Source organism: Fulvimonas soli, from assembly GCF_003148905.1.
Taxonomy (GTDB): Bacteria; Pseudomonadota; Gammaproteobacteria; order Xanthomonadales; family Rhodanobacteraceae; genus Fulvimonas; species Fulvimonas soli.
Genome location: NZ_QGHC01000016.1, coordinates 1 through 26,742, shown reverse-complemented (window position 1 = coordinate 26,742; position 26,742 = coordinate 1). Strand labels below are relative to the sequence as shown.

Below are 26,742 nucleotides of genomic sequence, written 5' to 3'. Positions count from 1 at the left end.
GGCCGGACCGGCGTGGACCAGCGCGTCTCCCAGCACTGCCACCACTGCGGCGAGGCGCTGCCGCCCGCGCCGGTGCGGCTCGACGTCGACGGCGGCGCGCAAGCCTTCTGCTGCGAGGGCTGCGCCGCGGCGGCGCAGTGGATCCGCCGCGCCGACCTCGGCGACTACTACCGGCTGCGCAGCGCGGCCGGCGCGCGCGTGGACGCCGACCCGCCCGACCTCGACGTGTGGGACCGCGACGACCTGCTGGGCGAGCACGCCTGCCGCGTCGACGGCGGGCTAGAGATCACCGTGCTTACCGACGGCATGCGCTGCGCCGCCTGCGCGTGGCTGATCAACCGCGCGCTGGAACGCGAGCCGGGCGTGCTCGACTGCAGCGCCAACGCGGTGACCGGCCGCATCCGCATCGGCTGGGACCCGGCGCGCACCCGGCTGTCGCAGGTGCTGCGCCGGCTGGCCCTGCTCGGCTACCGCCCCTACCTCGCCGCCGGCGCCGCGCGCGAGCGCGAGCGCGTCGCCGAGCACCGCCGCTGGCTGCTGCGCCTGGGCGTGGCCGGGCTCGGCGCCATGCAGACCATGATGCTGTCCGAGGCGCTGTACCTGGACTTCGGCCACCACATGGCCGCGTCCACCCGCGACTTCTTCCGCTGGATCGCGCTGCTGGTGTGCGCGCCGGTGGTGTTCTACGCCGGCTGGCCGTTCCTGGCCGGCTGCTGGCGCGAGCTGCGCCGGCGCCACCCGGGCATGGACACGCTGGTGGCCGCGTCCACCCTGCTGGCCTACCTCGCCAGCGTGGCGGAAACGCTGCGCGGCGGGCCGCACGTGTGGTACGACGCGGCGGCGATGTTCGTGTTCCTGCTGCTGGGCGCGCGCATGCTGGAGCAGCGCGCGCGGCGCATCGCCAGCGCGCAGGTCGACACGCTGGCGCGCGCGCGGCCGGCGCTGGCGGTGCGCGAGCGGGCCGACGGCACGCGCGAGTCCGTGCCGCTGGCGGCGCTGCGCAGCGGCGACGTGGTCCGCGTGGCGGCGGGGGAGACCGTGCCGGCCGACGGCGAACTGCTGGACGAGCGCGCCTCGTTCGAGGAGGCGCTGCTCACCGGCGAGTCCCGCCCGGTGGTCAAGCGGCGCGGCGCGCCGGTGTACGCCGGCACGGCATGCCGCGACACGCCCGCGCGCCTGCGCGTCGCCCGCACCGGCAGCGCCACGCGCCTCTCGCAGTTGACCCGGCTGGTGGAGCAGGCGCAGGCCTACCGCCCGCCCGTCGCGCGATGGGCCGACCGCGTCGGCAGCCGGTTCGTGGCCGCGCTGCTGCTGGCGGCGGCGCTGGTCTACCTTGGCTGGCGCGCCTACGACCCCGCGCGCGCCTTCGAGGTGGCCCTGTCGCTGCTGGTGATCAGCTGCCCCTGCGCGCTGTCGCTGGCGGTGCCCGCCGCGCTGGCGGCGGCGCACGGCGCGCTGGCGCGCCTGGGCGTGCTGTCGGTGCGCGCCGGCGGGCTGGACGGGCTGGCACGCGCGACCGACGTGGTGTTCGACAAGACCGGCACGCTGACCGGCGTGCAGCCGCTCCCGCACGAGGTGCGCACGTTCGGCGGCATGGAGCCGGCCGAGGCCGTGGCGATCGCCGCGGCGCTGGAGCGCGACAGCGGCCACCCGCTCGCCGCCGCGTTCGCGGACGCCGGCACGGCATGGCGGGCCGAGGACGTGCGCGTGGTGGCGGGGCAGGGCCTGGCCGGGCGCGTGGGCGGGCGGACGTGGCGGTTCGGGCGCGCGTCGTTCGCGGCCGGCCGCGCCGACGACGACGGCCGGCTCTGGCTGGGCGACGGCGCGCGGGCGGCGGCGTGCTTCCGCCTGCGCGAGGACGCGCGGCCGGACGCGGAGGCGGCCGTGCGCGCGCTGCGCGGGCTGGGCCTGGCGATCCACCTGGCCAGCGGCGACGCGCCGGAGGCCGTGCTGCCGCTGGCGCGCCGGCTGGGCATCGGCGTGGCGCACGCGCGGCAGACCTCCGAGGACAAGCTCGCGCTGGTGCGCCGGCTGCAGGCGCAGGGGCGCGTGGTGGCGATGGTCGGCGACGGCCTCAACGACGCGCCGGTGCTGGCCGGCGCGGACGTCTCCGTCGCGATGGGCGGGGGCGCCGCGCTGGCGCAGCGCGCGGCGGACATGGTGCTGACCGCGCCCTCGCTGCGGCGCCTGCCCGCCGCCGTGCGGCTGGCACGGCGCACGCGGCGGATCGTCCGGCAGAACTTCGCCTGGGCGATCGGTTACAACCTGCTGGCCCTGCCGCTGGCCGCGCTGGGGCGGGTCACGCCCGCGCTGGCCGCGCTCGGCATGGCGGCGTCCTCGCTGATCGTCACCGCCAACGCGCTGCGGCTGATGCGCGGGCCGGGCAGGGAGCCGCCGCCGTGATCATCCTGCTCATGCTGGTGCCGCTCAGCCTGGTGCTGCTGGCGGTCGCCATCGGCGCCTTCGTGTGGGCGGTGCGCAAGGGCCAGTTCGACGACCTGGACACGCCGGCGCTGGACGTGCTGCACGACGACCCGCCCGCTCCCGTCCACCGCGCGGGCGACGACGATGCCGCTTGACGGCCTGACACTGTCGGCCGCACTGCTGAGCGGACTGCTCGGCGGCGTGCACTGCGCGGCGATGTGCGGCGGCATCGCCACCGGCTTCTCGGTGCACGCGCCGCGGGCCGGCTGGGCCGGCGCGCTGCAGCTCAACCTGGGCCGGGTCGGCGGCTACGCGCTGGCCGGCGCCGCGGCCGGCGGCCTCGGCGCGGGCGTGCTGCGGCTGTTCGAGCTGCACGCCCTGGCCGTCGCGCTGCGCGCCGCGGTGGGCCTGGTGCTGGTGCTGGCGGCGCTGCGCCTGCTCGACCGCCGCGGCCGGCTCGGCTTCCTCGCCCGTCCCGGCGCGCGGCTGTGGCGCGCGCTGCAACCGCTGCAGCGGCGCCTGCTGCCGGCCGACACGGCCGCGCGCCGGCTGGCGGCCGGCATGCTGTGGGGCTGGCTGCCGTGCGGCCTCAGCACCACGCTGCTGGCGGCGGCCTGGCTGCAGGCCAGCGCGCGCGACGGCGCGCTGACCATGGCCGCGTTCGGGCTGGGCACGCTGCCGGTGATGCTGCCGCTGACCTGGTCCGGCGCGCGGGTGGGGCGCTGGCTGCAGCGGCCGGGACCGCGCCGCGCCGCCGCGCTGTTCATCCTCTGCGCCGGCGCGCTGACCATGGCCGCGCCGTGGCTGATGCAGGTGCCGGCGCTGCACGGCGTGCTCGGCGCGCTGGGATGCGGGCCGCGGTTTCGTTGAGGGCGCGGGCGCGGATCGCTTCCGCTTCGTCGTGTTGCAGCGGATGGACAGGCGGCGGGCTGCGCGTTCGATCCGCGCGCCGGGCCATGCGAAAAAAAGAAGGGCGCATCGCTGCGCCCCTCGGGTGTCGCAAGCATGGCCCCTCACCCCGGCCCTCTCCCCGGAGGGGAGAGGGAGTGGATTTCGCGGGCGCGGGGACTCAGTAGCGGTAGTGCTCCGGCTTGAACGGGCCGTCCACCGGCACGCCGAGGTAGGCGGCCTGCTCGGGGGTGAGCCGGGTGAGCTTCACGCCGATCTTCTCCAGGTGCAGGCGCGCCACTTCCTCGTCCAGCTTCTTCGGCAGGATGTAGACCTTCGGCTCGTAGAAGTCCTTGTTGGCCCACAGGTCGAGCTGCGCCAGCGTCTGGTTGGAGAAGCTGTTGGACATCACGAAGCTCGGGTGGCCGGTGGCGCAGCCCAGGTTCACCAGGCGGCCCTCGGCGAGCAGGAAGATCGAGCGGCCGTCGGGGAAGGTGTACTTGTCCACCTGCGGCTTGATGTTGGTCCGGGCCGCGCCCGAGGCGTTCAGGCGGTCCACCTGGATCTCGTTGTCGAAGTGGCCGATGTTGCAGACGATGGCCTGGTCCTTCATCGCCTGCATGTGCTCCAGGCGGATGATGTCGCGGTTGCCGGTGGTGGTGACGTAGATGTCGGCCACGCCCAGGGTGTCCTCGACGGTCTTCACCTCGTAGCCTTCCATCGCCGCCTGCAGCGCGCAGATCGGGTCGATCTCGGTGACGATCACCCGGCAGCCGTAGGCGCGCAGGCTGCTGGCGCAGCCCTTGCCGACGTCGCCGTAGCCGCACACCACCGCCACCTTGCCGGCCAGCATCACGTCCATCGCGCGCTTCAGGCCGTCGGCCAGCGACTCGCGGCAGCCGTACAGGTTGTCGAACTTGCTCTTGGTCACCGAGTCGTTGACGTTGATCGCCGGCACCAGCAGCTTGCCCGCCTCGGCGAGCTGGTAGAGGCGGTGCACGCCGGTGGTGGTCTCCTCGGAGACGCCCTTCCACTCCTTCACCACGGCGTGCCAGAAGCCCGGGCGCTCCTTGTGCACGCGCTTCAGGAGGTTCTTGATGACCTGCTCCTCGTGGCTGGACGAGGGCGTGTCGACCCAGCCGTCGCCGTTCTCCAGCTCGTAGCCCTTGTGGATCAGCAGCGTCACGTCGCCGCCGTCGTCCACCACCAGCTGCGGGCCCTTGCCGCCGGGGAAGGACAGCGCGGCCAGCGTGCAGTCCCAGTATTCCTCCAGCGTCTCGCCCTTCCAGGCGAACACCGGCGTGCCGCCGGCGGCGATCGCGGCGGCGGCGTGGTCCTGGGTGGAGAAGATGTTGCACGAGGCCCAGCGCACCTCGGCGCCGAGGTCCTTCAGCGTCTCGATCAGCACCGCGGTCTGGATGGTCATGTGCAGCGAGCCGGTCACGCGCACGCCCTGGAGCGGCCTGGCCGGCGCGTACTTCTTGCGGATCGCCATCAGGCCCGGCATCTCGTGCTCGGCGATGTCGATCTCCTTGCGGCCCCAGTCGGCGAGGCCGAGGTCGCGGATCTTGTAGTCGTGGGTGGTGTCGCTCTGGATGGCGGCGTTCATGGGGTGTCTCCGGTTCTCGTGGGAGCCGCGGCGCGGAAGGGGCCGCGGCGTCCGCAGTGGGTGAGCGCCGTTGTTGCGCATGCCGCGCCGAGCCTGGCCGTCCGGGACGGTCGCAGCGCCCCTCGGCGGGCACGGGAGCGGGCATTGTAGCGTCGCCCCGCGGGCTTTGCGTTGCAGCGCGTCATTTTTCGGTAGGCTTGGGCGGTTGCCCACCGGAGACGCTTCATGGAAGCCAGCCGCGACACCGACTACCTGCCCCACGACGGCCCGCTGCGCGAGGACGTCAACCGGCTGGGCACGCTGGTCGGCCGGATGCTGGCCGAGCAGGGCGGCGAGGCGTTCTTCCGGCGCGTGGAGTCGGTGCGCCAGGCGGCGATCCGCCGCCGCCGCGAGGGCGAGCCGGTGGCCGCGCTGGCCGACGCGCTGGCCGGCCTGCCGGCGCAGGAGGCCGAGTCGCTGGCGCGCGCCTTCGCCGCCTACTTCCAGGCGGTGAACACCGCCGAGCGGGTACACCGCATCCGCCGCCGCCGCGACTACCAGCGCGAGGGCGGCGCGCCGCAGCCGGAGTCGCTGCTGGACACGCTGCAACGGCTCGAGGCGCAGGGCGTGGGCGCCGCCGAGCTGCTCGACTGGCTCGGCCGGCTGCACGTGGAGCCGGTGTTCACCGCGCATCCCACCGAGGCGGTGCGCCGCTCGCTGCTGGAGAAGGAGCAGGCGATCGTGCGCGCGCTGGTGGACAACTTCGACCCCAGCCGCACGCCGCAGGAGCGCGCCGAGGACGAGGACCGCATCTTCATGGCGCTGTCCGCCGGCTGGCAGACCGCCGAGGCCTCGCCGGTGCGGCCCAGCGTGCAGGACGAGCACCACCACGTCGGCTTCTACCTCGCCAACCCGGTCTACCGCATCGTGCCGGCGTTCTACGAGGAGCTGGCCGACGCGCTGCAGGCGGTGTACGGCGTGGCGGTGGCGCTGCCGCGCCTGCTGTCCTTCGCCACCTGGGTGGGCGGCGACATGGACGGCAACCCCAACGTGGGCGCCGACACCATCGCCAACAGCCTGGCGACCCAGCGCGCGCACGTGCTGGAGCACTACATCGCCGACGTCGAGGGGCTGGCGCGGCTGCTCAGCCAGACCGACGACCGCGTCGAGGTCGACCCGCGCCTGCGCGGGCGGCTGGAGGACTACCGGCGGCGCTTCCCGCAGGCGGCGGCGCGGATCCGCCCGCGCCACGCCGACATGCCCTACCGCTGCCTGCTCACCTTGATCCGCGCGCGGCTGGAGGCCACCCACGAGGACGGCCATCCGGAAGGCTATGCGTCCGCCGCCGAGCTGCTGGACGACCTGGAGCTGATCGCGCGCAGCCTGATCGACCACCGCGGCCTGCACGCCGGCGCCTACGCGGTGCGCCGGCTGGTCTGGCGCGTGCGCACCTTCGGCTTCCACCTGGCGCGGCTGGACGTGCGGCAGGACTCGCGCGTGCACGACGACGCGCTGGCCGCGCTGCTGGACGACGCCGACTGGCCGCAGCGCGCGGCGGCGGAGCGCGCGGTGCGCCTGCGCGGCCACGCCAGCGGCGCGGCGCGCTTCGGGATCGGCCACGCCGAGGTGGTGAAGTCGCTGTACGACGTGTTCGTCACCCTGGGCGACGCGCGCCGCCGCTACGGCGCCGAGGCGGTGGGCCTGTACGTCATCAGCATGGCGCGCTCGGCCGCCGACGTGCTGGCGGTGCTGGCGCTGGCGCGCTACGGCGGGCTGGTGGAACCGGCTTCTGCTCCCTCTCCCCTCCGGGGAGAGGGCGGGGGTGAGGGGCCGCCCTCGCCGCAAGCCGCGGGCGGAGCGAACGGCACCGACCACGTTGCCGCAAGCCACGGCCCCTCACCTCAGTCCTCTCCCCAGGGGGGAGAGGAAGAAAAAAGCGTCGTCCCCCTCGACATCGCCCCGCTGTTCGAGACCGTCGACGACCTGAAGAACGCCCCCGCCACGCTGCGCGCGCTGCTCGACGACCCGGTCTACCGCGCCCACCTCGCCGCGCGCGGCGACCGCCAGTGGGTGATGCTGGGCTACTCCGACAGCGGCAAGGACGGCGGCACGCTGGCCTCGCGCTGGGCGCTGCAGCGCGCGCAGGTGGAGCTGCTGGAAGTGGCGAAGGCCGCCGGCATCCGCCTGGCCTTCTTCCACGGCCGCGGCGGCTCGGCCAGCCGCGGCGGCGCGCGCATCCTGCCCGCGCTGATGGCCTCGCCGCGCGGCTCGGTGGACGGCGTGCTGCGCGTCACCGAGCAGGGCGAGGTGATCCACCGCAAGTACGGCATCCGCGCGCTGGCGCTGCGCAACCTGGAGCAGACGGTGGGCGCGACGCTGCGCGCCAGCCTGCGCCCGCGCGCGGACGAGCCGCGCGAGGAGGCCTGGCGCGGGCGCATGCACGCGCTGGCCGCGGCCAGCCGCCGGCACTACCGCGCCTTCGTCGAGCGCGAGGGCTTCGTCGACTACTTCCGCGGCGCCACCCCGATCGACGTGATCGAGCGCATGGCGCTGGGCTCGCGCCCCGCGCGCCGGCGCAGCATGCGCGGCGTGGAGGACCTGCGCGCGATCCCCTGGGTGTTCGCCTGGACGCAGTGCCGCTCGATCCTCACCGGCTGGTACGGCCTGGGGCACGCGCTGGAGCAGGGCGCCACGGCATGCGGCGAGGCGGCGCTGCTGGAGATGGCGCGCGACTGGCCGTTCTTCGCCAACCTGCTCGACGACGTGGCGATGGTGCTGGCCAAGTGCGACCTCGGCATCGCCGAGGCCTTCTCGCGGCTGGCCGGGCCGCTGCACGAGCCGTTCTTCGCGCTGGTCCACGACGAGTTCGCGCGCACCGTCGCCTGGGTGGAGCGCCTGAAGGGCGGCGCATTGCTGGCGGACAACCCGCGGCTGGCGGTGTCGATCCGCCTGCGCAATCCCTACGTGGACCCGATGAGCCTGCTGCAGGTGGACCTGCTGCGCCGCTGGCGCGCCAGCGGCGAGCAGGACGAGGAGCTCCTGCGCGCGCTGGTCGCCTGCGTCAACGGCGTGGCGCAGGGGCTGCAGAACACCGGCTGAGCGCCGGGCCGCGCGCCCGGAGCCCTTCCGCGCCGGGCCGGCGGCACACGGGGAACCCCGCGCCGCTTCCCTTACACTGCCGGCCAAAGGGGCGGACAGGGAGAAGGGCATGCTGCACCGATCGGGATGGCTGCTGGGCCTGGGGCTGCTGCTGGCGTCGCCGCTGCGCGCGCAGGAGGTGCCGCCGCCGCTGCAGGGCTGGCAGGACTGGGTGCTGCACGACCTGCCGCAGCACGCTTGCCCGCGGCTGGCCACGCCGGCCTATGCCGGCGAGTTCCAGTGCGCCTGGCCGGGCCGGCTCGCGCTGCAGGCCGACCGCGACGGCGGGCGCTTCGCGCTCGACGTGCACGCCGACGCGCCCGGCTGGGTGGCGCTGCCGGGCGACGCGCGCGCCTGGCCGCAGCAGGTGCAGGCCGACGGCCAGCCGGTGCCGGTGCTGGAGCACGACGGCGTGCCGTCGGTGTGGCTGGCGGCGGGCGACCACGCCCTGCGCGGCGCGCTGCCGTGGTCCGCGCGGCCGGCGCGCCTGCGCGTGCCGGCCGCGGTCGGCCTGGTCGCGCTGAGCGTGGACGGCGCCGCGGTGGCGCGGCTGGAACGCAACGGCGACGAGCTCACCCTCGGCGAGGCGGCCGCCGCGCAGCGCACCGCCGACGCGCTGTCGCTGCGCGTGTACCGGCGGCTGCAGGATGGCCTGCCGGCCACGCTGCAGACGCGCCTCGTGCTCGACGTCGCCGGCAGCGCGCGCGAGCAGTCGCTCGGCCCGGCGCTGCCGGCCGGCTTCGTCGCCACCGACCTGCAGGGCGAGCTGCCCGCGCGGCTGGAGAACGACGGCCGCCTGCGCGTGCAGCTGCGTCCCGGCCACTGGGAGCTGGGCCTCGACGCCCGCGCCACCGCGCCGCTGGCGAAGGTGGCGCCGGGCGCGGCGGCCGCGCCCTGGCCGGCGCGGGAAACCTGGAGCTATGCCGACGATCCCGGGCTGCGCAGCACGCGGGTGGAAGGCCAGGCGGTCGATGCCGCGCAGGCCGGCGTGCCGGACGAATGGCGCGAGTTGCCCGCCTACGCGCTGGACGCCGGCAACGGCCTGGGCATCGAGCAGGGCGCCCGCGGCGACGAGGGCGGGCAGGGCGACCAGCTGCGCCTGCGGCGCGAGCTGTGGCTGGATTTCGACGGCGGCGGCTTCAGCGCGGTCGACCGCCTCGACGGCGAGCTGCGCCATCGCCAGCGCCTGGACGTCGGCGCGCCGTGGCAGCTGCAACGCGCCGCGCAGGCCGGCCAGCCGCTGCTGGTCAGCCGCGGCGCGGACGGCCGCGGCGGCGTCGAGCTGCGCACGCGCCGGCTGGCGCTCGAGGCCGGGCTGCGCCTGCCCGCGCACGGCGCCGCGCCCAGCGGCGGCTGGCAGCTGCCGCTGGAGCGCATCGACGCCGTGCTGCACCTGCCGCCGGGCTACCGCCTGCTCGGCGCGGCGGGCGCGGACGTCTCGCCCGATTCGTGGGTGGCGCAGTGGAGCCTGCTCGACCTGTTCGTGCTGGCCCTGCTCGCGCTGCTCGCCGGCCGCCTGCTCGGCTGGCGCTGGGCGCCGGTGGCGGCGGCCTTCCTGCTGCTCGCGCTGCACGAGGGCGGCGCGCCGCGCTGGACGCTGGGCGTGGCGCTGGCGCTCGCCCTGCTGGTGCGCGCGCTGCCGGAGGGGCGGCTGCGCGCCGTCGCGCGCGGCGGCGCCGTGGCCGCCTTCGCGCTGGCCGTGCTGTGGAGCCTGCCGTTCGCCGCCGCGCAGCTCGAATATGCCTTGCATCCGCAGTTGGAGCAGCAACGCGCCCGCGTGTCGCCCGGTGCAACGGAGGCCGCAAGTCGTGCGGACGATGAAGTCGTTGCTGCCTACAACGCCCAGCCGCCGCCGGCCGCTGCGCCGGCGATCGATGAGGCTTCCGGCAACTCGATGCCTGCGCCCCCGGCACCGCCTGCCCCGCCTTCGCCAGTGCTACGCCAGGCCAGGCCGCTCCCCAGCCTGCCGGCCAAGCCCGCTCCGAAAGCGGAGCTGGCCGCAATCACCGTGACCGCGGCCGCTCTCGCGGCGCCGGACGCGCACGGCCTGCTGCAGGCCGGCGACGGCACGCCGCGGTGGGACGTCGGCAACGACTACCGGCTGGGCTGGAGCGGCCCGGTGACGCCGCAGCAGGGCACGCGCCTGCTGATCGCGCCGGCCTGGCTGGTGCGCCTGCTGCGGGTGGCACTGGTGGCGCTGCTCGCCGCGCTGCTGGCGAAGCTGGCGCTGCACCTGCTGCGTCCGCTGCGCGCGGACTGGCACGGCTGGCGCCGCCGCGGCGCCGGCGCCGCGGCCCTGCTGGCGCTGGCGCTGCTGCCGCACGGCGCGCCGGCGCAGGGCCTGCCCAGCCAGGCCATGCTCGACGCGCTGCGCCACCGCCTCGCCGAGGCGCCGAAGTGCGATCCCGGCTGCGCGGCGCTGGCGCAGGCCACGCTGCAGACCGGGACCGACACGCTGGACCTGCAGCTGGAACTGCATGCCGGCGCGACCGTGGCGGCGCCGCTGCCGCAGCCGGACGCGGGACTGCAGCTGCTCGACGCCAGCGTCGACGGCCATCCGGCGGTGCTCGCGGCCCGCGACGGCCAGCTGCTGCTGCGGCTGGAGCGCGGCGTGCACCGCGTCGGCCTGCGCTACCGCTTCGGCGACGCCGACAGCGCCGGCCTGCGCTTCCCGCTGCCGCCGCAGCGCATCGCGGCGGGCGGCGCGGGCTGGACGGTGGGCGGCCTCGACGACGGCCGCCTGCTGGGCGACAGCCTGGCCTTCAGCCGCCAGCGCAGCGGCGGCGACGGCCGCGCGCTGCCGCCGGCGCGGAGCTTCCCGCCCTACGTGCGGCTCACCCGGCGGCTGATGCTGGGCGTGGACTGGACGGTGGAGAACGAGGTCGAGCGCATCGCGCCCAGCGACGGCGGTTTCGACGTCAGCCTGCCGCTGCTGCCCGGCGAGCACCCGCTGGGCGAGGACGCGCCGGTGAAGGACGGCCGCATCCGCGTCAGCCTCAGGTCCGGCGAGGAGTACACGGGCTGGAGCAGCCGGCTCGACCGCGCCGATGCGCTCGCGCTTGCCGCGCCCGCGCTGGGCGAGCGCGCCGAAGTGTGGGAAGTGCTCGCCGCGCCGATGTGGCACGTGGAGGCCAGGGGCGTGCCGGCCAGTGCCAGCGAAGAGGGCCTGCGCTTCCAGCCGCTGCCGGGCGAGCGGCTCGAACTGGCCGTGTCGCAGCCGCCCGGCGTGGCCGGCGACAGCCTGGCCTTCGACCGCGTGAGCCTGCGCAGCGTCGCGGGCGAGCGGGTCACCGAGAGCACGCTCGAACTGCAGGCGCGCAGCACGCGCGGCGGCGAGCACGCCGTCGCGCTGCCGCCGCAGGCCGAGCTGCTGGAAGCCAGCCGCGACGGCGAGGCGCTGCAGCTGGCGCTGCGCGACGGCCGGCTGGGCCTGCCGCTGCTGCCCGGCACGCACGGCTACGCGCTGCGCGTGCGCACGCCCGGAGGCGCGGCCGCGGGCACGCGCACGCCGGCGTTCGCGCTCGGCGCGCCGGCGGCCAATCTCGAGCTGGGCCTGCAACTGCCGCAGGACCGCTGGGTGCTGTGGACCTGGGGCCCGGCGCTGGGGCCGGCGGTGCTGTACTGGGCGCAGCTGGCCGTGCTGCTGCTGGCCGCGTGGCTGCTCGCGCGCCATGCGCCGACGCCGCTGCGCTTCCGCCACTGGCTGCTGCTGGGGCTGGGCTTCTCCGCCTTCGCCTGGAGCGCCTACGCGCTGGTGGTGCTGTGGCTGATCCTGCTCGGCCTGCGCGCGCGCGGCGCGCCCGCGCGGCTGGGCGCCACCGGCTTCAACCTGCTGCAGCTGGGCCTGGCCGCGCTCACCGCGCTGGCGCTGGCGGTGCTGGTGTCGGCGGTGCCCAGGGGCCTGCTCGGCCTGCCCGACATGCACGTGGCCGGCAACGGCTCCACCGCCTGGGCGCTGCGCTGGCTGGCCGACCGCAGTGCCGGCGCGCTGCCGCAGGGCGGCGTGTTCAGCCTGCCGCTGTGGGTCTACAAGCTGGCCATGCTGGCCTGGGCGCTGTGGCTGGCCAACGCGCTGATCGGCTGGCTGCGCTGGGGCTTCGAGGCGTGGTCGAGGGACGGCTACTGGCGGCGCCGCGAGCCGAAGCGCACGGCCGAGCCGCCGGCGATGCCACCGCCGGAGCCGCCGCATGGCTGAGGTGCGCGCCCTGCTCGCCGCGGCGGCCGCGCGCCTGGGCGAGCGCATCGACGCCGAGCTGCTGCTGGCGCATGCGCTGGGCCGGCCGCGCGGCTGGCTGTTCGCGCATGCCGACGACCCCGTGCCCGCGGACGTCCAGGCGGCCTTCTCCGCGCTGGTCGAGCGCCGCGCGGCGGGCGAGCCGGTGGCGTACCTGGTTGGCTCGCGCGGCTTCTGGTCGCTGGAGCTGGAGGTGACGCCGGCCACGCTGATCCCGCGGCCGGAGACCGAGCGGCTGGTGGAGCTGGCGCTGGAGCGCCTGCCCGCGGACCGGCCGTGCCGCGTGGCCGACCTCGGCACCGGCAGCGGCGCCGTCGCGCTGGCGCTCGCGCGCGAGCGGCCGCGCGCGCAGGTCCTCGCCACCGACGCCAGCGCGGCGGCGCTGGCGGTGGCGCGGCGCAACGCGCAGCGGCTGGGCCTGCGCAACGTGGCGTTCGCGCAGGGCGACTGGCTGGCGCCGCTGGGCGGGGCGACGTTCGAGCTGATCGTCTCCAACCCGCCGTACATCGAGGCGGGCGACCCGCACCTCGCGCAGGGCGACCTGCGCTTCGAGCCGGCTTCGGCGCTGGCCTCCGGCGCGGACGGGCTGGACGACATCCGGCGCATCGTCGCCGGCGCGCGCGCGCGTTTGGCTTCCGGCGGCTGGCTGCTGTTCGAGCACGGCTGGAACCAGGGCGAGGCGGCGCGCGACTTGCTGCGCGGGGCGGGCTATGCGCCGGTGTTCACCGCGCAGGACCTGGAGCGCCGCGACCGCGTCAGCGGCGGGCAGCGTCCGGCCGGTGCTGTCACATGACGTAGACTTGACCGCGATCCGCGTCGGCCGGTGCCGCTGGAGCCGGCCGCCGAGCCACGGTCCGGAGATGAGCCCGCATGCCTGAGCGCCTTACCGCCTTGCCTGCCCGTCGCCTGTCGATCCTGCTGGCCGGCCTGCCGCTGCTGCTCGCCGTTTCACCCGGCTTCGGCATGCTCGACCTGGACGCCGGCCTGGCGCTGCGCGGCGGCGCCCGCGTGGACGTCTACCTGCGCAACGCGCTGGACCGGCGCGTGCCGGTGGGCACGCTCAACGACGAGGCGATCAGCTTCCTGGCCAGCGTGGGCGGGCCGATGCTGGTGCAGCAGTCCACGCCGCGTACGCTGGGCGTGTCGATCGAGGTGCCCTTCGGCGCGGGCGGCCCCGCCCCGCGGCGCTGAAGCCGCGCCCCCGCGGGAGGGCGCTCAGCCGACGCCGGTGGCGGCGGCGGACAGCAGCGGGAAGCGCGCGCGGATCGCGTTGCGGATGCCGGGCAGGTCGAGGCCGGCCATGCTCAGCACTTCCTCGCGGCTGCCGTGCTCCAGGTAGGCGTCGGGCAGGCCCAGGTGCAGGATCGGCTTGACCACGCCGTGCGCGGCCAGGCACTCGGCCACCGCCGAGCCGGCGCCGCCGGCGATGGCGTTGTCCTCCAGCGTGACGAAGGCCTCGTGGGTCCTGGCCAGCTCCAGCACCAGCGCCTCGTCCAGCGGCTTGACGAAGCGCATGTTGACCAGCGTGGCGTCCAGCTCCGCGGCGATCTCCGCCGCCGGCGCCAGCATCGCGCCGAAGCTGAGCAGGGCCAGCCCGCGGCCGCGCCGGCGCAGCTCGGCCTTGCCCAGCGGCAGCGTCTCCAGCTCCCGGCGCACGGCCACGCCGGGGCCGGTGCCGCGCGGGTAGCGGATCGCCGCGGGGCCGGCGTGGCGGAAGCCGGTGGTGAGCATCGCGCGGCACTCGTTCTCGTCGGCCGGCGCCATGATCACCATGTTCGGCAGGCAGCGCAGGAAGGAGAGATCGAAGCTGCCCGCGTGGGTGGCGCCGTCCGGGCCGACCACGCCGCCGCGGTCGATCGCGAAGGTGACGTCCAGGTTCTGCAGCGCCACGTCGTGGATCGCCTGGTCGTAGGCGCGCTGCAGGAAGGTGGAGTAGATCGCCACCACCGGCTTGGCGCCCTCGCAGGCCATGCCGGCGGCCAGCGTCACCGCGTGCTGCTCGGCGATCGCCACGTCGAAGTAGCGCTCCGGGTATTCCCTGGAGAAGCGCACCAGGCCGGAGCCCTCGCGCATCGCCGGGGTGATGCCGTACAGCCGCTCGTCGGCGGCGGCCATGTCGCACAGCCAGTCGCTGAAGATGTCGGTGTAGGTGGGCCGGGCCGCGCCCGGCTTCTTCACCACGCCGGCCTGCGGGTCGAACGGGCCGACCGCGTGGTAGTCGATCTGCGCCTGCTCGGCCGGGGCGTAGCCCTTGCCCTTGGTGGTGACCACGTGCAGCAGCTGCGGGCCCGGCAGGTCCTTCACCGTGCGCAGCGCGGCGAGCAGCTGCGGCAGGTTGTGGCCGTCGATCGGGCCGGTGTAGTGGAAGCCCAGCTCCTCGAACAGCGTGGAGGGCACGAACATGCCCTTGGCGTGCTCCTCCCAGCGCTTGAAGAAGCGGCCCATCAGCGACTGCTTGGGGATCGCCCGCTTGGCGCGCTCGCGCCAGCTGTTGAGCGTGCGGTTGGCCAGCAGCCGCGCCAGCATCTTGGTCAGCGCGCCCACGTTCTCGCTGATCGACATGCCGTTGTCGTTGAGGATCACCAGCATGTCCGGCTCGACGTCGCCGCCGTGGTTCATCGCCTCGTAGACCATGCCCGCGGTCATCGCGCCGTCGCCGATCACCGCCACGATCTTGCGCCTGTCGCCGCGCCGCTGGTTGGCGATGGCCATGCCCAGCGCGGCGGAGATCGAGGTGGAGGAGTGGCCCACGCCGAAGGTGTCGTACTCGCTCTCCTCGCGGCGCGGGAACGGCGCCAGGCCGTCCTTCTTCTTGATCGTGGTGATGCGGTCGCGGCGGCCGGTGAGGATCTTGTGCGGGTAGCACTGGTGGCCCACGTCCCACACCAGGCGGTCGTGCGGGGTGTCGAACACGCGGTGCAGCGCCACGGTCAGCTCCACCACGCCCAGGCCCGCGCCGAAGTGGCCGCCGGAGCTGGCCACCGACTCGATGAGGTAGGCGCGCAGCTCGTCGGCGACGGCGGGCAGCTCCTCGTCGGGGAAACGGCGCAGGTCGGCCGGCGCGTCGATCTGCGCCAGCCGGGGGTAGCGGGAGAGGTCGTTCATCCGCGTATTGTTGGCCCTGTGCGGGGGCGGGGCAAGGGCGGCTCCGGGGCGGGGCGGTGGCGACGGTTCAGCCGGCCTGCACGGCGGGCACACGCGCCGCGCCGCAGGCTGGGGCGGATCGCCACTGCGGGAGCCGAGCCATGAACGCCTCCAAGCTGTTCCGCCGCTTCGCCGCCGCCACCTCGGCGGCCGCCGGCAAGCCGGCCACCTTCATCGCGGCGGTGGCGCTGGTGCTGCTGTGGGCGGCCACCGGCCCGCTGTTCCACTTCGGCGACACCTGGCAGCTGGTGATCAATACCGGCACCACCATCATCACCTTCCTGATGGTGTTCCTGATCCAGAACACGCAGAACCGCGACTCGGCAGCGTTGCAGATCAAGCTGGACGAGCTGATTCGCAGCAGCCGCGCGCACAACGCCTTGCTGGACCTGGAAGAGCTGGACGAGCAGACACTGGAGCGCATCCGCGCCTACTACTGCCGCCTGGCCGGCGAGGCGCGCGAGCAGCTGGAGGATGTGGAGGCGGCCCTGGCCAGGGCCGGCGAGCGCGCCGACCGGCCGCTCAGGCGTGCGCCGCGCGGCGGTCCCGCGGCAGGTGGCTGACCAGGAACTCCATCTGGTCGGCCAGGATGTTGCGGTTGGACAGGATCAGGTGCTCCACCCAGCTCGGCCGGTACGGCACCGCCAGCAGCGGCATGTGCGCCTGCTGCGGGGTGCGGTTGCCCTTCCGGAGGTTGCAGGCGAGGCAGGCGCTGACCACGTTCTCCCACTCGTCGCGGCCGCCGCGCGAGACCGGCTGCACGTGGTCGCGGGTCAGCTCCCCGCGGCTGAAGTGCTCGCCGCAGTACAGGCACAGGTAGCGGTCGCGGGCGAACAGCGCGGTGTTGGTGAGCGCGGGCGCCGGGTCCACCGCGTGGTCGCGGCAGTGGCCGGTGCTGGCGATGATCGGGTGCAGCTCGATGCGGCTCTGCGCACCCAGCGCGCGGTTGTGGCCGCCGTGCACGGTGAGGCAGGGGTCGCCCAGCGTCCACGCCACCGCGTCGCGGACGTAGAGGCAGACCGCCTCCTGCCAGCTGATCCAGTCGAGGATGCGGCCGGCGGCGTCCAGCGATAGCACCCGGGTCGAGTGGAGGTCGCCCCGGCGGTTCACTTCCATCAGCATGCGTTGCGTCCTTCCCGTCAGGTGAAAGAGCGTCCCGGCGATGTCGGTCGGACCGAGCATAGACCAAAAAAGGTTGCAATTCCCATGCAAGGCCCGTGCAAGTCCTTGCCGCAACAGGGGGATGGTGGCGATTCGCGGCCATCGGCCGGCGCTGCTATAGTGCCAAGTTCGTCCCGACGCCGGGTTTGGGAGGGGAAGCCGAAGTGGCGACCCCGGCACGGCGGGGCCAATGGGTAATCAGACGTGGCTGAAGTTCTTTTCTACGAGCGCCCGGTGCCGCTCAACCGTACCGTCCACAAGGACCTGCGCCTGAAGGGCGTGCCCAGCATGCGCTTCGCCGCCAAGGCGCACTCGGTGCCGCTGACCGGCGTGGAGTTCCCGCTGGCCGCGCGCGACGTGCCGATCCTGTTCGCCGGCAGCAGCATCGAAGACGCCGGCCCGATGGCCCTGCTCGGCCTGCGCCAGGACGAGAACCTGCTGGTCGACGCGCAAGGCCAGTGGGCGCCCAACACCTACATCCCGGCCTTCGTGCGCCGCTATCCGTTCGTGCTGGCCGAGAAGCCGGCCGGGCAGGAGGGCGAGGACTTCACCGTGTTCCTCGACGAGGCCTTCGAGGGCTTCGGCGAGACCGAGGGCGAGCGCCTGTTCAAGGAAGACGGCAGCGACAGCGAGATGCTGGCCCGCGCCGTGGGCTTCCTGGGCGAGTTCCAGCAGCACGTGACGCGCACCCGCTGGTTCATGGACCAACTGCGCAAGCACGAGCTGCTGGAGCCGCGCAACATCCGCCTGGAGAAGGAAGGCAAGGCGATCAACCTCAACGGCCTGTTCGTGGTCAACGAGGACAAGCTGCGCCAGCTCGACGAGCAGACCGCCCACGAGTTCCTGCGCGAGGGCGTGCTGGGCTGGATCTACGCGCACCTGCTGTCGCTGCCCAACATCGACCGCCTGGCGCGCCTGCTGGACGCGCGCGAGCAGGCCGAGGCCGGCGCGACCCGGAACTGAGCGGGCCTGCGCCGAGCGCGGGGACAAGAGGGGACGGCGTCCGCGCCGTCCCCTTTTTCGTGGCCGCGGGGCGCCCCGCTCGGGCATACTGGCGGCCTCTCGCGGCGAAGGAGGGGCGGCCATGAACTACCACGGCAGTTGTCATTGCGGGCGCGTCGCCTTCGACGTGGAAGGCGAGCTGGGCAAGGTGATGGAGTGCAACTGCTCGCACTGCAGCCGCAAGGGCTACCTGCTCTGGTTCGTGCCGCGCGAGCGCTTCGCGCTGGCCACGCCGGAGCAGGAGCTGGCCACCTACACCTTCAACAAGCACGTGATCCGGCACCGCTTCTGCCCGCACTGCGGCTGCGCGACGTTCGCCTTCGGCACCGGGCCGGACGGCGCGGCGATGGCGGCGGTCAACGTGCGCTGCCTGGAGGGCGTGGACCTGGCCGCGCTGGAGCGCGTGCCGGTGGACGGCCGCAGCTTCTGAGCCGCCCGGCCGCGCGGCACGCCGCGGCCGCCTGGCGGCGCGGTTCGTTGGCGTGGTGGAAGGCGAGCAGGCGGGCGCGCAGCCCGGGCGGGGCGTAGAGCAGTTCGCCGTCGGCCCGCGCCGGATGCGGCGCGCAGAGCGCCAGGCCGGCGGCGAGCAGGCAGGCGGGGAGGGAACGTGGCATCGGCGGCTCCGCGGTGGGCATGCGGCCATGCTCCGCGGCCGCCCGCCGGGCGGCCATCCGTTTCCTGCGCCGGGTGCGGCGCTCAGCGCACCGGCTTGGCCAGCCGCAGCAGGTCGGTGCCGTAGCCGGCCGCCTCGTACAGCGCCCGCGCGCGCTCGTTGCCGGGGAACACCGCCAGCGTCACCAGCGCGCAGCGGTGCTCGCGCGCCCATGCCTCGGCGTGGTCGAGCAGCGCCTTGCCCACGCCCTGGCCTTCGTGGCCGGGCGCCACCGCCAGGTCGGAGACGTGGCAGTTGATGTGGCCGTTGAAGAAGTCCTGGGTCTTCTGCAGGTGGATGAAGCCGACCGGCTCGCCGTCCGCGTTCTCGGCCACGAACAGGAAGCTGTTGGCCGGCTGCTCCTCCAGGTGGCGCGCGAGGTCGCGGCGGATGCCCTCGATGCACTCGTGGCGCTTGCGCCAGGGCGGCAGCGGGAAGTCCACGAAGCGGGGCGCCAGGCCCAGGATGAAGTCGTCGTCGTCTTCGGCCAGGCGGATCAGGTAGGTCGTCTCGCTCATGACGTGCTGGTGGCGGATTGCCGCGATGACGAAGGTTCTACATGAGCGCGGCGCCGGACGGAAGTGGCCCGGCGCCGCGCCCGTTCAGAGTTGCAGCGCCACCTTCAGCCAGGCGGTGCGCCCCGGCTCGTTGACGCGCACGGTGTTGACGTAGCCGGCCAGGCCCTCCGGTGCGGCGTTGAGGTGCTCGGCGTAGGTGCGGTCGAACAGGTTGTCGATGCCGGCGCTGAGCGCGAGGCGCGCGCCCGCGCGCCAGCCGGCGTTGAGCGAGAACACGCCGAAGCCCGCGCTGGGCCCCAGGTCCTGGCCGACGATGTTGCCTTCGCCGGCGGCGACGCGGTGCTGCGCGGCGACGATCCGCCACAGGCCGCCGACCGACCAGGCGCCGCGCGCGTAGGCGAGGCCCAGGCGCGCCTCCAGCGGCGGCATCTGCGGCAGCGGGCGATGCTCGCTGCGGTTCTCGCCCCAGGCGTAGCCGAGCGTGGCGTCGCCCTTCCAGTGCGCCGCGAAGGCGTAGGTCGCGCCGGCCTCGCCGCCGGCGATGCGCGCCTGCACGTTGCCGGCCGAGCCGCCGCCCATCGCGCCGGCGGGGTAGTGCACCAGGATGAAATCCCGCACCACGCCGGCGTAGCCGGAGACCCACGCCTTCAGGCGCGCGTCGCGGTACTGCAGGCCCACGTCGAGCTGGGTGGTCTTCTCCGGCGCCAGGCTGCGGAAGCCGGGCAGCGAGACGTCCACGTGCCCGCCGAACAGTTCCCAGTAGTCGGGGAAGCGCTGCACGTGGCCGAGGCCGGCGTAGAAGGTGGCGGGCAGCGCGGCGAGGTCGCGTTCGTAGCGGACGAAGCCCGCGGGCAGCGTCGAGGCGCGGTCGGCGTCCCGGGTGGCGGCGGCCGCGCCGCCCATGGCCATGCCGCCCATGCTTCCCATGCCGCCGTCCATGCCCATGCCGTCGCCGGGGCCGGCCGCCAGTCCGTAGCCGCGCGCGTGCGCGCGGTCGAGCCGCGCGCCGGTGACCAGCCGCTGCCGCGGCGCGAAGGTCCAGCGCAGCTCGCCGAACGCGCCCACGTCGTCCATGCGCGCGTCGCGCACGCGCGGCAGGTCGCGGTAGTCGCCGGCGCTGCCCGGCGGGCCGCCGTTGCGGACGGTGTGCACGCTGCCGGAGCCGTCCAGTCCCGCGACCAGCTCGAGCGCCTCGTCCCAGCGCCAGGTGCCGGCGATGCGGCCGCCGCTGGTGCGCCGGGCCACGTTGGAGGCCATCGCCATCGGCATCATGCCGGCCGGGTCAGGATGGCGCAGCGTGTAGTTGTCCATCACGTGGTCGGCGTAGTTCGTGTACGCGCGCACCTCCAGCTTGGCCCAGTGGCGGGTCAGGTGTTCCCGCGCCACGTCCAGCGCGGCGCTCTCGCGCAGGAACTGCGCGCCGTCCATGCCGCTGAAGGCGTAGGCGGCCTGGCCGTCGCCCTTGCCCACGGCCAGCTGCACGCGGGTGTCGTCGTCGGGCGTCCAGCCGACGGTGGCGTCGGCGTTCCAGCGGTCGTAGCGCGAGTGCACGCGGTGGCCGTCGCCGTCGGCGTAGTCCTGCGCGTGGGTGTGGTTGGCGCGCACGCCGAGGTAGCCGGCGGGGTCGCCGGCGCGCAGGTCGAGGTTCTGGTCGTTGCGGCCGCGGGAACCGACGAGCACGCTGGCGTCGGCCGAATGGTCCGGCGCCGCGTAGCGCTCGAAGTCGCGCTCGAAGCGCACCACGCCGGCGGAGTTGCCGGGGCCGTCGACCACCGTCTCCGGTCCCTTGACCACGGTGACGCGGTCGTACAGCTCCGGCGCGACGTAGGCGGTGGGCGGGTCCATGCGCGAGGGACAGCCACCGGCGATCTGGCCGCCGTCGACCCGGATGCCCAGCCGCGAGCCGCCCATGCCGCGCAGCACCGGGTCGCCGTTGCTGCCGCCCTTGCGGATGGTGGCGAAGCCGGGGATGGTCTTGAGGAAGTCCGCGCCGTCGCTGGCGGGCACCGGCTGGCGCGGCGCCCTCGGGTCGGTGACCACGGTGAGCGGCGCGTCCTGCATCGGCGCGGTGACGACCACCGGCGGCAGGTCCTGCGGCGCGGCCGGCACGTCGGTGCCGGCCCGCGCCGCGGTACAGGCCGCGGCCCCGAGCGCGGCGGCCAGCGCGAGCGGCAGCGAGCGCCGCGATGCGCCCGCGAGGCCGCCGCCGGGCGTCCGGGCGACCCGGAGCCGGCGGTGCGGCGGCCGCGCCGCCGTGGCGTCGCGGCTCACAGGCTCACCTTCAGGTCGGCGACGTAGGTGCGCTGCGGGAACGGGTGGTAGAGGAAGTACTTCTCGTTGGTGAGGTTGTCCACGCCCAGCGAGGCGGTCAGGTGCGCGTCGATGCGGTACTGCACGCGCGCGTCGAACACGGTGAAGCGGTCGAAGGCGCCGAACACGTGCGGCGTGTCGTCGGTGTTGTCCAGCGTGGAGTACTGCCGCCCGCTGTAGCGCCCGGCCAGGGTGAACGCCCAGGCCTCGTCCGGCCGGTACGTCGCCACCGCGGTGGCGCGCCAGCGCGGCACGTAGGGCGCGTGCCTGCCTTTCACGCTGGTGCCCGCGCTGCTGGCGAAGCTGTCGTCGGCGAGGATGGTGGAGTCGACGAAGGTGACGCTGCCGGCAAGCTCCAGCCCGCGCAGCAGCACGTCGTCGCGCTGCGCCGCCAGCTCCACCCCGCGGTTGCGCACCTCGCCCACGTTGACCACGTAGTTCACCGGCGCCGGGTACTGCGCCAGGAACGCGGTCTGCTGGATCAGCGCGTCGCGGGTGTTCTCCTGGAACAGCGACAGCCGCAGCAGGCCGTGGTCGAGGCCGTGCTCGACCGCCAGCTCGCCGCTGCGCGCGCGCTCGGGCTTGAGGTCGGGATTGGGCGAGGCGTAGGTGGAGCCCGTGGCGACCAGCTGGTACAGCTCGCCCACGGTGGGGAAGCGCACCGCCTTCGCCAGCGAGCCGGTGACGCGCCAGCCCGGCGCGGCGTCCCACTGCAGCGTGGCCTTGGGCGAGAAAGCGTCGGCCTTCGCCGTGGGCTGGCGCACCGCGACGCCGCCGGCGAAGTTGAAGCCGTCGCTGGCCTTCCACCATTCGTGGCGGCCGCCCACGCTGAGCAGCCAGGCCGGCGCGAGGCGCCAGGCGTCCTGCAACCATAGCGCGCGGGTGGCGGTCCGGCCGCTGCCGGCCGAGTACAGCGCGCCGGCGCTGCCGGGGTCATGCCAGTCGGCGAGGTTGCGGGTGGGGTTGTCGAGCTCGTAGCGGTCGCCGTGCAGGCCCGCGGCGATTTCCTGCGCGCCGCCGTAGCCCTGCGGCCGCCACTGGCCCTTGAGGTCGACGGTGCTCCAGTTCGTGCCGGCATAGCTGGCCAGGCGCCCGTTGCGGCCGACGCCGGTGCCGGTCGTCACGATGGCCGGCGACCACTGGCTGTCCTCGAGGAAGGCGTAGTGCGTGACCACCGCCTCGCCGTCGAAGTCGCCCCGGGTGTCGGTCTTCAGCGACGCGGCCTGCATCAGGTGGCGCGCGGCGAGCCCGTAGGTGTTGCCGGCGAAGCCGGACGCCCCGCCGTAGGTGGGCCGGCCGGCATCGTCGACCAGGTAGGTGTCCGCGTCCGCGCTGCCGTGGTTGTTCCAGAAGCCCACCAGGTAGCTCGCCTGCAGCCAGGGCGCGAGGTCGTAGACGAGCTTGCCGTCGAGGTCGAGCTGGCGCGTGTGCAGCAGGCCGCCGGCGCCGAGCACGTCGGCGGCCTGGCCGGTCTTGTTGCGCGCGGCGTAGCCGCCATGGGTGCCGGCGGGGAAGCCCGGCGCGGTGACGTAGGACAGCGGCTGGCCGAAGCTGTTGAGCGCGCTGGCCGAAAGCAGCCAGCCCCAGCGGCCGCTGCGGCCGCCCGCGGTGACGCCGGTGCGGCTGGTGGCGAGGTGGCGGTGCGTGCCGTACTGGTCGAAGTCCTGCACCGCCTCGGTCTGCCGGATGGTGACCTCGGGCTGGTCGGGCAGCCGCGTCACGATGCGCATCACCCCGCCCATCGCGTTGCCCGCGTAGGCCGCCGAATAGGGACCGTAGAGCATCTCGATGCGGTCGACCGTCTCCGGCGAGGCCAGCCCGAAGCGCGGGGCGCCGAGGGTGTTGTTGTTGGCGATCAGCGCGGAGACCAGGATGTCGTCGATGTACACCAGCGTGCGCGCACTGGAGTTCACGCCCCAGGTGCGCGTGGCCAGCACCGGCTGGGTGTCGCCGTAGCTGCGCTTGCGGACGAACACGCTGGGCAGGTACTTGGCGGCGTCCTCCACGTCCACCGCGTTGACGGCGGTCTCCGCCTGCTCGGCGGTGACCGTGGCGCGGGCGGCGGGGAAGGACGGCCTGGCGCTTTGCTCGGGCTGGGCGTCGGCGGACACCCTCACGTTGCCGAGCGTGGTGACCTGCGCGTCGGGCGGCAGCTCCGTGCCGGCCGGGGCCCGCGCGAGCGCGATGGAGGACGCGAGCAGGCCGAGCGGCAGGGCGGCCAGCCGGCTGCGTTGGATGGAGAGGGTCATGTTCGGTCGATCCGTTCGTGATCGCCGGCCGCGCCCGGCGCGGCGGCGATGGAATGCGCTCGGCGCGCGCGGGCGGCCGGCGGATGGCGTCACAAGGACGCGCGCCGGGCGCGGCAGGCGTGGCCGAGGGACGGGCCGGCGACGGCGCGGAGCGCCGCGGACGGCTTCAGGCGGGACGGATCGGGGGCGGGCCGCGCGGATGCGCGGCGAGCGGGACGGCGGCGTGGCCGGCCGCCGCGATGCGGCCGGCGGGCGCGGCGGCGCCGGGCAGGGCGGGCGGCAGCGCCAGCGCCGCCGGCGCGCCGAGCAGCGGGCTGTGCGCGAGCAGGGCGCAGTAGCCGCACTTGTCCAGGTGCGCGGCCGGATCGGCCGGCGCTTCGGGGTGGCGCTGCTCCAGTCCGTGGCCGGTGCACCAGGCGCCCAGCTCCGGCCAGGCGTCGGCGGCGGGCAGCACGCGCGAGACCGTCGGCGCGGCCGCGGCCAGCCACATGGCGAACAGCGCCAGCCATGCGACGAAACGCCGGGTTGTCGAGCGCCGGAACAGCACCAGAGCGGGCCCCAAGTGAAAGCCTGGATCAGGCTCCAGGGATGATGCCACGCTTCGCGTGCCGCATGTGGCGGTCGTGCCTGTGGCAAACCGTCACGTGCGGCGGGCGCCACGCGGCATCCGGATTCGGGCATTCCCTTGTCCCGTCATGTCCGTTCGATGGGCGCATACCTTCAATGTGCTTTCGTGATATCCCACGAGGGCTACACGAATGCGAAGTCTGCAGATTTGCAGGCAGGTATCGGTGTGCGTATCAATGCCGGCCCGGTTATGGCGTCCGCAGCGTTTTCAGGAAAAAAACGAGTTCGGTGCGTTCCTCCGACGTCAACTGCAGCGGCCGGCCGGACTCCAGCCCGCGGTAATAGATTTCCAGGTCCACCGCCTGTTCGAGCGTGGCGACGCTGCCGTCGTGCATGTAGGGGGCCGTGGCTGCCACGTTGAGCAGCGAGGGCGTGCGGAACGCGTTGACGTGCGCCGGCTGCTTGTCCACCAGGAAGCGTCCCAGCTCGGCGAGATCGCGGTTTTCCCCCGACAGGCGGCCGACGGCTTCTACATCGGTGGCCTTCGACATGCCAAGTGGCACCAATTGGGGCAGTTGTGCCGCAAGCTTCCGCGTGCCCAGGGCCGACGGGTGGAAGCGGTCATCGGTGTAGCGGCCACTGTCCGCACTCGCCTCGTGGCAAGCGACGCATTGCGCTTTGCCGAAGAACAGGCGCTTGCCCATGGCGACGCGTCGGTCGAGGGTTGGGTCTGTCCGTGAAGTCTCGCGTGGTCGCGTGCCGTCGTTCGCAAGAGATCGCAGATAGGAGGCCAGTGCCGCTTCCACGTGGTCCATCGAGGCATCCGGCGCATCCGGGAACGCGGCTTCGAAGCGCCGACGGTAGTCGATGTTGTCGAGCCTTTCGAGCAGGTCGCGCTCGTCGCGCAGTCCCAGTTCGAACGGCATGAAGAAAGGATCGTGTACCGCGTCTTCAAGGCGGGTGCGCCGGCCGTCCCAGAAATAGACCGTCGACGTTCCCACGCCCAGCAGACTTGGTGCATTCCTGTTGCCGATGCGTCCGAAAGCGCCTGTCGAGCGCGGGTGGTCGTCGCTGAAGGCATGCTCGGGCCGGTGGCAATCCGAGCACGCCACGCGGCCATCGGCGCTCAGGGCCCGATCGTTGAACAGGGCGGCGCCCAGCTCGCGCCGTGCGTCTGCGGTCTGCGGCAATTCCTTCGCATAACAGAACCACGTCACAAAAAGGCAAAGGGCTGCGAGGTAGGTTCGGGCCATTCAAGCAAGTCCATGCTTCGACGCGCGTAGACGGAATCTACCGCAAGGGAGGCCGTAGGCGCTCGCGAGTCGGGACTCGAGCCAGGGAGGGCGCTGCATGCAATCCGTGTACGGTGGAAGGCGTTCCGGCATTGGCAAGAGCGCAATGCAGGCGACGCCGCAAAGGCTTTCCGGCCTGCGTCTCGCTGCTGTACAGTGGCTAGCGTTGGCGTTCGGTGCCGTCCTTCCTCTCCTTGCACCGGCTCAGACGAACTACGTCTACGATGCGAATGGACGGCTGGTCGGCGTCACCAGCGCATCGGGACAATCGGTGCGCTATGTCTACGACGACAACGGCAACCGGGTGCGCACCGACACCCTGCCAGCCACGCAGTTGGCGCTGTTCGGATTCTCGCCCGAACACGGCGCGCCGGGCAGTACGGTGCTGCTCTCCGGTCAGGGGTTCAGTTCGACGGCGAGCGCGAACGCGGTGAGATTCAATGGCGTCACCGCCGATGTGCTGTCAGCCACGGTCAACGCGCTCGAAGTGACCGTTCCGGCGAACACCACCAGTGGCCCGATCTCGGTGACGGCCGGTGGTGTTACTGCCACGAGCCAGACGCCGTTCGTTGTCGACGGCACTGGCCTGCCGCCTACGCTGGCCTCGGTGTCGCCGCTGCTCGGCGCCGCGGGCACGGTGGTGACGCTCACTGGCGAGCACCTGGATCCCGTGCCGGGCGCTACCACGGTCACGCTCAACGGTGTCGCGGTGGTGCCGACGACGATCACGGACACCACGATCAGTTTTGCGATCCCCAAGACGTTCGGTAGCGGGAGGTTCCAGGTTACGACACCCTACGGCCAGGCTACGGCGGCTTCGGATTTCATGACTATTCCTGCCGATTACAAGAATAACTATGCGATTACTTCGAGTCGTCTAGTTGTTGGCGGCGTGGCGGCTCCCGTTACGGCGGCCTCCTCCTCTGATGTGAAAGAGTTTGTTTTCGACGCTGTTGCGGATACTTGGGTGACATTGCAGGCGGTTGGTATCGTAAATACGGCATCCTTGCAACTATACGACCCGCGTGGGTTCGTTCTAGGTGAGCAGCTCTTTATTTCCCAAAGTCGGCCTAGCGCGCATTTCCTGCAGTTGCCCATGACTGGGACTTATACTCTGGTCGTGTGGCCAATGGGGGCTGCCGGCTTCAACGTTAACCTTGAGCGTGACGGGCAGATACTCCTGGATTCGCCCTATGTTTTCGCAACCGCGCAGAATGGCGAAAGCGAGCGATTGATGTTCAAGGCTGATGCCGGGGAGAGTTTTGGTATAGGCCTCATCAACCCGCAAACATCATCGGCTGGATCGACGATACGTACAGAACTGCTGGACGCAAACGGCCAGTCCCTCAGCTACGAAAACTGTGAGCCGGGCCAGTCGACGCCAGTCTGCGATCTCAATGCGCCTGGTTTTCAAGTGAGTCCTTATTTGGCATCGTTGCCACCAGCGGGCTGGCGCCAGTTAGTGCTGACTTCGGAGCAGTGACCTGAGTATGGAACTTGTAGCCAATCAGGCAGTGAGTCCGGGGTTGATGGTATCGGGTTTCGACCAGTTCCGGCGAACGCTCGCCGGGGGTT

The 26,742-nt window shown here is 73.6% G+C and carries 19 protein-coding genes and 1 riboswitch; of the genes, 11 read left to right on the top strand and 8 right to left on the bottom strand.

What is annotated here, in order from left to right; translation table 11 throughout:
• The first annotated feature begins 12 nt into the window (after positions 1 to 12).
• From C7456_RS15210 to C7456_RS15200, 3 genes are read left to right on the top strand one after another with little or no spacing between them, the layout of a single operon-like run.
• Positions 13 to 2,403 (top strand): heavy metal translocating P-type ATPase, encoded by a 2,391-nt coding sequence (locus tag C7456_RS15210; RefSeq protein WP_109724660.1) that lies wholly within the window; start codon positions 13 to 15, stop codon positions 2,401 to 2,403.
• A complete protein-coding gene (gene ccoS / locus C7456_RS15205; protein WP_109724659.1) occupies positions 2,400 to 2,579 on the top strand; it encodes a cbb3-type cytochrome oxidase assembly protein CcoS in 180 nt (59 codons plus the stop codon). The genes C7456_RS15210 and ccoS overlap by 4 nt, the downstream gene beginning before the upstream one ends.
• A complete protein-coding gene (locus C7456_RS15200; RefSeq protein WP_109724658.1) occupies positions 2,569 to 3,294 on the top strand; it encodes a sulfite exporter TauE/SafE family protein in 726 nt (241 codons plus the stop codon). The genes ccoS and C7456_RS15200 overlap by 11 nt, the downstream gene beginning before the upstream one ends.
• Before the next feature lie 199 nt (positions 3,295 to 3,493).
• Here the strand turns inward: C7456_RS15200 and ahcY are convergent, their stop codons facing one another.
• Positions 3,494 to 4,921 carry an adenosylhomocysteinase gene (ahcY, locus tag C7456_RS15195; RefSeq protein WP_109724657.1) on the bottom strand — a complete coding sequence of 476 codons (1,428 nt, stop codon included), beginning with the start codon at positions 4,919 to 4,921 and terminating at the stop codon, positions 3,494 to 3,496.
• A gap of 55 nt (positions 4,922 to 4,976) precedes the next feature.
• A riboswitch (S-adenosyl-L-homocysteine riboswitch) is annotated at positions 4,977 to 5,051 on the bottom strand.
• A gap of 95 nt (positions 5,052 to 5,146) precedes the next feature.
• Here ahcY and C7456_RS17600 point away from each other — a divergent pair.
• From C7456_RS17600 to C7456_RS15170, 4 genes are all read left to right on the top strand, one after another.
• Positions 5,147 to 7,999, top strand: a complete 2,853-nt coding sequence (locus C7456_RS17600) for a phosphoenolpyruvate carboxylase (RefSeq protein WP_245889898.1) — start codon at positions 5,147 to 5,149, stop codon at positions 7,997 to 7,999.
• Between the two features lie 109 nt (positions 8,000 to 8,108).
• Positions 8,109 to 12,233 (top strand): hypothetical protein, encoded by a 4,125-nt coding sequence (locus tag C7456_RS15180; protein WP_109724656.1) that lies wholly within the window; start codon positions 8,109 to 8,111, stop codon positions 12,231 to 12,233.
• Positions 12,226 to 13,065, top strand: a complete 840-nt coding sequence (prmC, locus tag C7456_RS15175) for a peptide chain release factor N(5)-glutamine methyltransferase (RefSeq protein WP_109724655.1) — start codon at positions 12,226 to 12,228, stop codon at positions 13,063 to 13,065. Before C7456_RS15180 ends, prmC begins: the two co-directional genes overlap by 8 nt.
• A gap of 77 nt (positions 13,066 to 13,142) precedes the next feature.
• Positions 13,143 to 13,463, top strand: a complete 321-nt coding sequence (locus C7456_RS15170; RefSeq protein ID WP_139942845.1) for a hypothetical protein — start codon at positions 13,143 to 13,145, stop codon at positions 13,461 to 13,463.
• 24 nt (positions 13,464 to 13,487) lie between these two features.
• Here the strand turns inward: C7456_RS15170 and dxs are convergent, their stop codons facing one another.
• Entirely contained in the window at positions 13,488 to 15,377 is a 1,890-nt protein-coding gene (gene dxs, locus C7456_RS15165) for a 1-deoxy-D-xylulose-5-phosphate synthase (protein WP_109724653.1), read from the bottom strand.
• A gap of 140 nt (positions 15,378 to 15,517) precedes the next feature.
• Here dxs and C7456_RS15160 point away from each other — a divergent pair, with 140 nt between their 5' ends.
• Complete coding sequence (locus C7456_RS15160; protein ID WP_109724652.1) at positions 15,518 to 15,979, top strand: low affinity iron permease family protein; 462 nt, start codon at positions 15,518 to 15,520, stop codon at positions 15,977 to 15,979.
• Here C7456_RS15160 and C7456_RS15155 read toward each other — a convergent pair.
• Positions 15,939 to 16,538 carry an HNH endonuclease gene (locus C7456_RS15155; RefSeq protein WP_109724651.1) on the bottom strand — a complete coding sequence of 200 codons (600 nt, stop codon included), beginning with the start codon at positions 16,536 to 16,538 and terminating at the stop codon, positions 15,939 to 15,941. The genes C7456_RS15160 and C7456_RS15155 overlap by 41 nt on opposite strands.
• A gap of 243 nt (positions 16,539 to 16,781) precedes the next feature.
• Here C7456_RS15155 and C7456_RS15150 point away from each other — a divergent pair, with 243 nt between their 5' ends.
• Positions 16,782 to 17,540, top strand: coding sequence for a SapC family protein (locus C7456_RS15150; RefSeq protein ID WP_109724650.1), 759 nt, complete (start codon positions 16,782 to 16,784; stop codon positions 17,538 to 17,540).
• A 121-nt stretch (positions 17,541 to 17,661) separates the two neighbouring features.
• The gene (locus C7456_RS15145) at positions 17,662 to 18,009 is read left to right on the top strand and encodes a GFA family protein (RefSeq protein WP_109724649.1); all 348 of its coding nucleotides are present in this window, start codon (positions 17,662 to 17,664) and stop codon (positions 18,007 to 18,009) included.
• Positions 18,010 to 18,275: 266 nt separating this feature from the next.
• Here C7456_RS15145 and C7456_RS15140 read toward each other — a convergent pair whose 3' ends face one another.
• From C7456_RS15140 to C7456_RS15120, 5 genes are all read right to left on the bottom strand, one after another.
• Positions 18,276 to 18,749 (bottom strand): GNAT family N-acetyltransferase, encoded by a 474-nt coding sequence (locus tag C7456_RS15140; RefSeq protein ID WP_109724648.1) that lies wholly within the window; start codon positions 18,747 to 18,749, stop codon positions 18,276 to 18,278.
• Between the two features lie 84 nt (positions 18,750 to 18,833).
• A complete protein-coding gene (locus C7456_RS15135) occupies positions 18,834 to 20,924 on the bottom strand; it encodes a TonB-dependent copper receptor (RefSeq protein ID WP_425454640.1) in 2,091 nt (696 codons plus the stop codon).
• Between the two features lie 92 nt (positions 20,925 to 21,016).
• Positions 21,017 to 23,308 carry a TonB-dependent receptor gene (locus C7456_RS17380; RefSeq protein ID WP_109724647.1) on the bottom strand — a complete coding sequence of 764 codons (2,292 nt, stop codon included), beginning with the start codon at positions 23,306 to 23,308 and terminating at the stop codon, positions 21,017 to 21,019.
• Positions 23,309 to 23,474: 166 nt separating this feature from the next.
• Positions 23,475 to 23,870 (bottom strand): DUF2946 domain-containing protein, encoded by a 396-nt coding sequence (locus C7456_RS15125; protein WP_146203587.1) that lies wholly within the window; start codon positions 23,868 to 23,870, stop codon positions 23,475 to 23,477.
• A 253-nt stretch (positions 23,871 to 24,123) separates the two neighbouring features.
• Positions 24,124 to 25,128 carry a cytochrome-c peroxidase gene (locus tag C7456_RS15120; RefSeq protein ID WP_109724645.1) on the bottom strand — a complete coding sequence of 335 codons (1,005 nt, stop codon included), beginning with the start codon at positions 25,126 to 25,128 and terminating at the stop codon, positions 24,124 to 24,126.
• Between the two features lie 97 nt (positions 25,129 to 25,225).
• Here C7456_RS15120 and C7456_RS15115 point away from each other — a divergent pair, with 97 nt between their 5' ends.
• A complete protein-coding gene (locus tag C7456_RS15115; RefSeq protein WP_109724644.1) occupies positions 25,226 to 26,650 on the top strand; it encodes an IPT/TIG domain-containing protein in 1,425 nt (474 codons plus the stop codon).
• Positions 26,651 to 26,742: the final 92 nt, after the last annotated feature.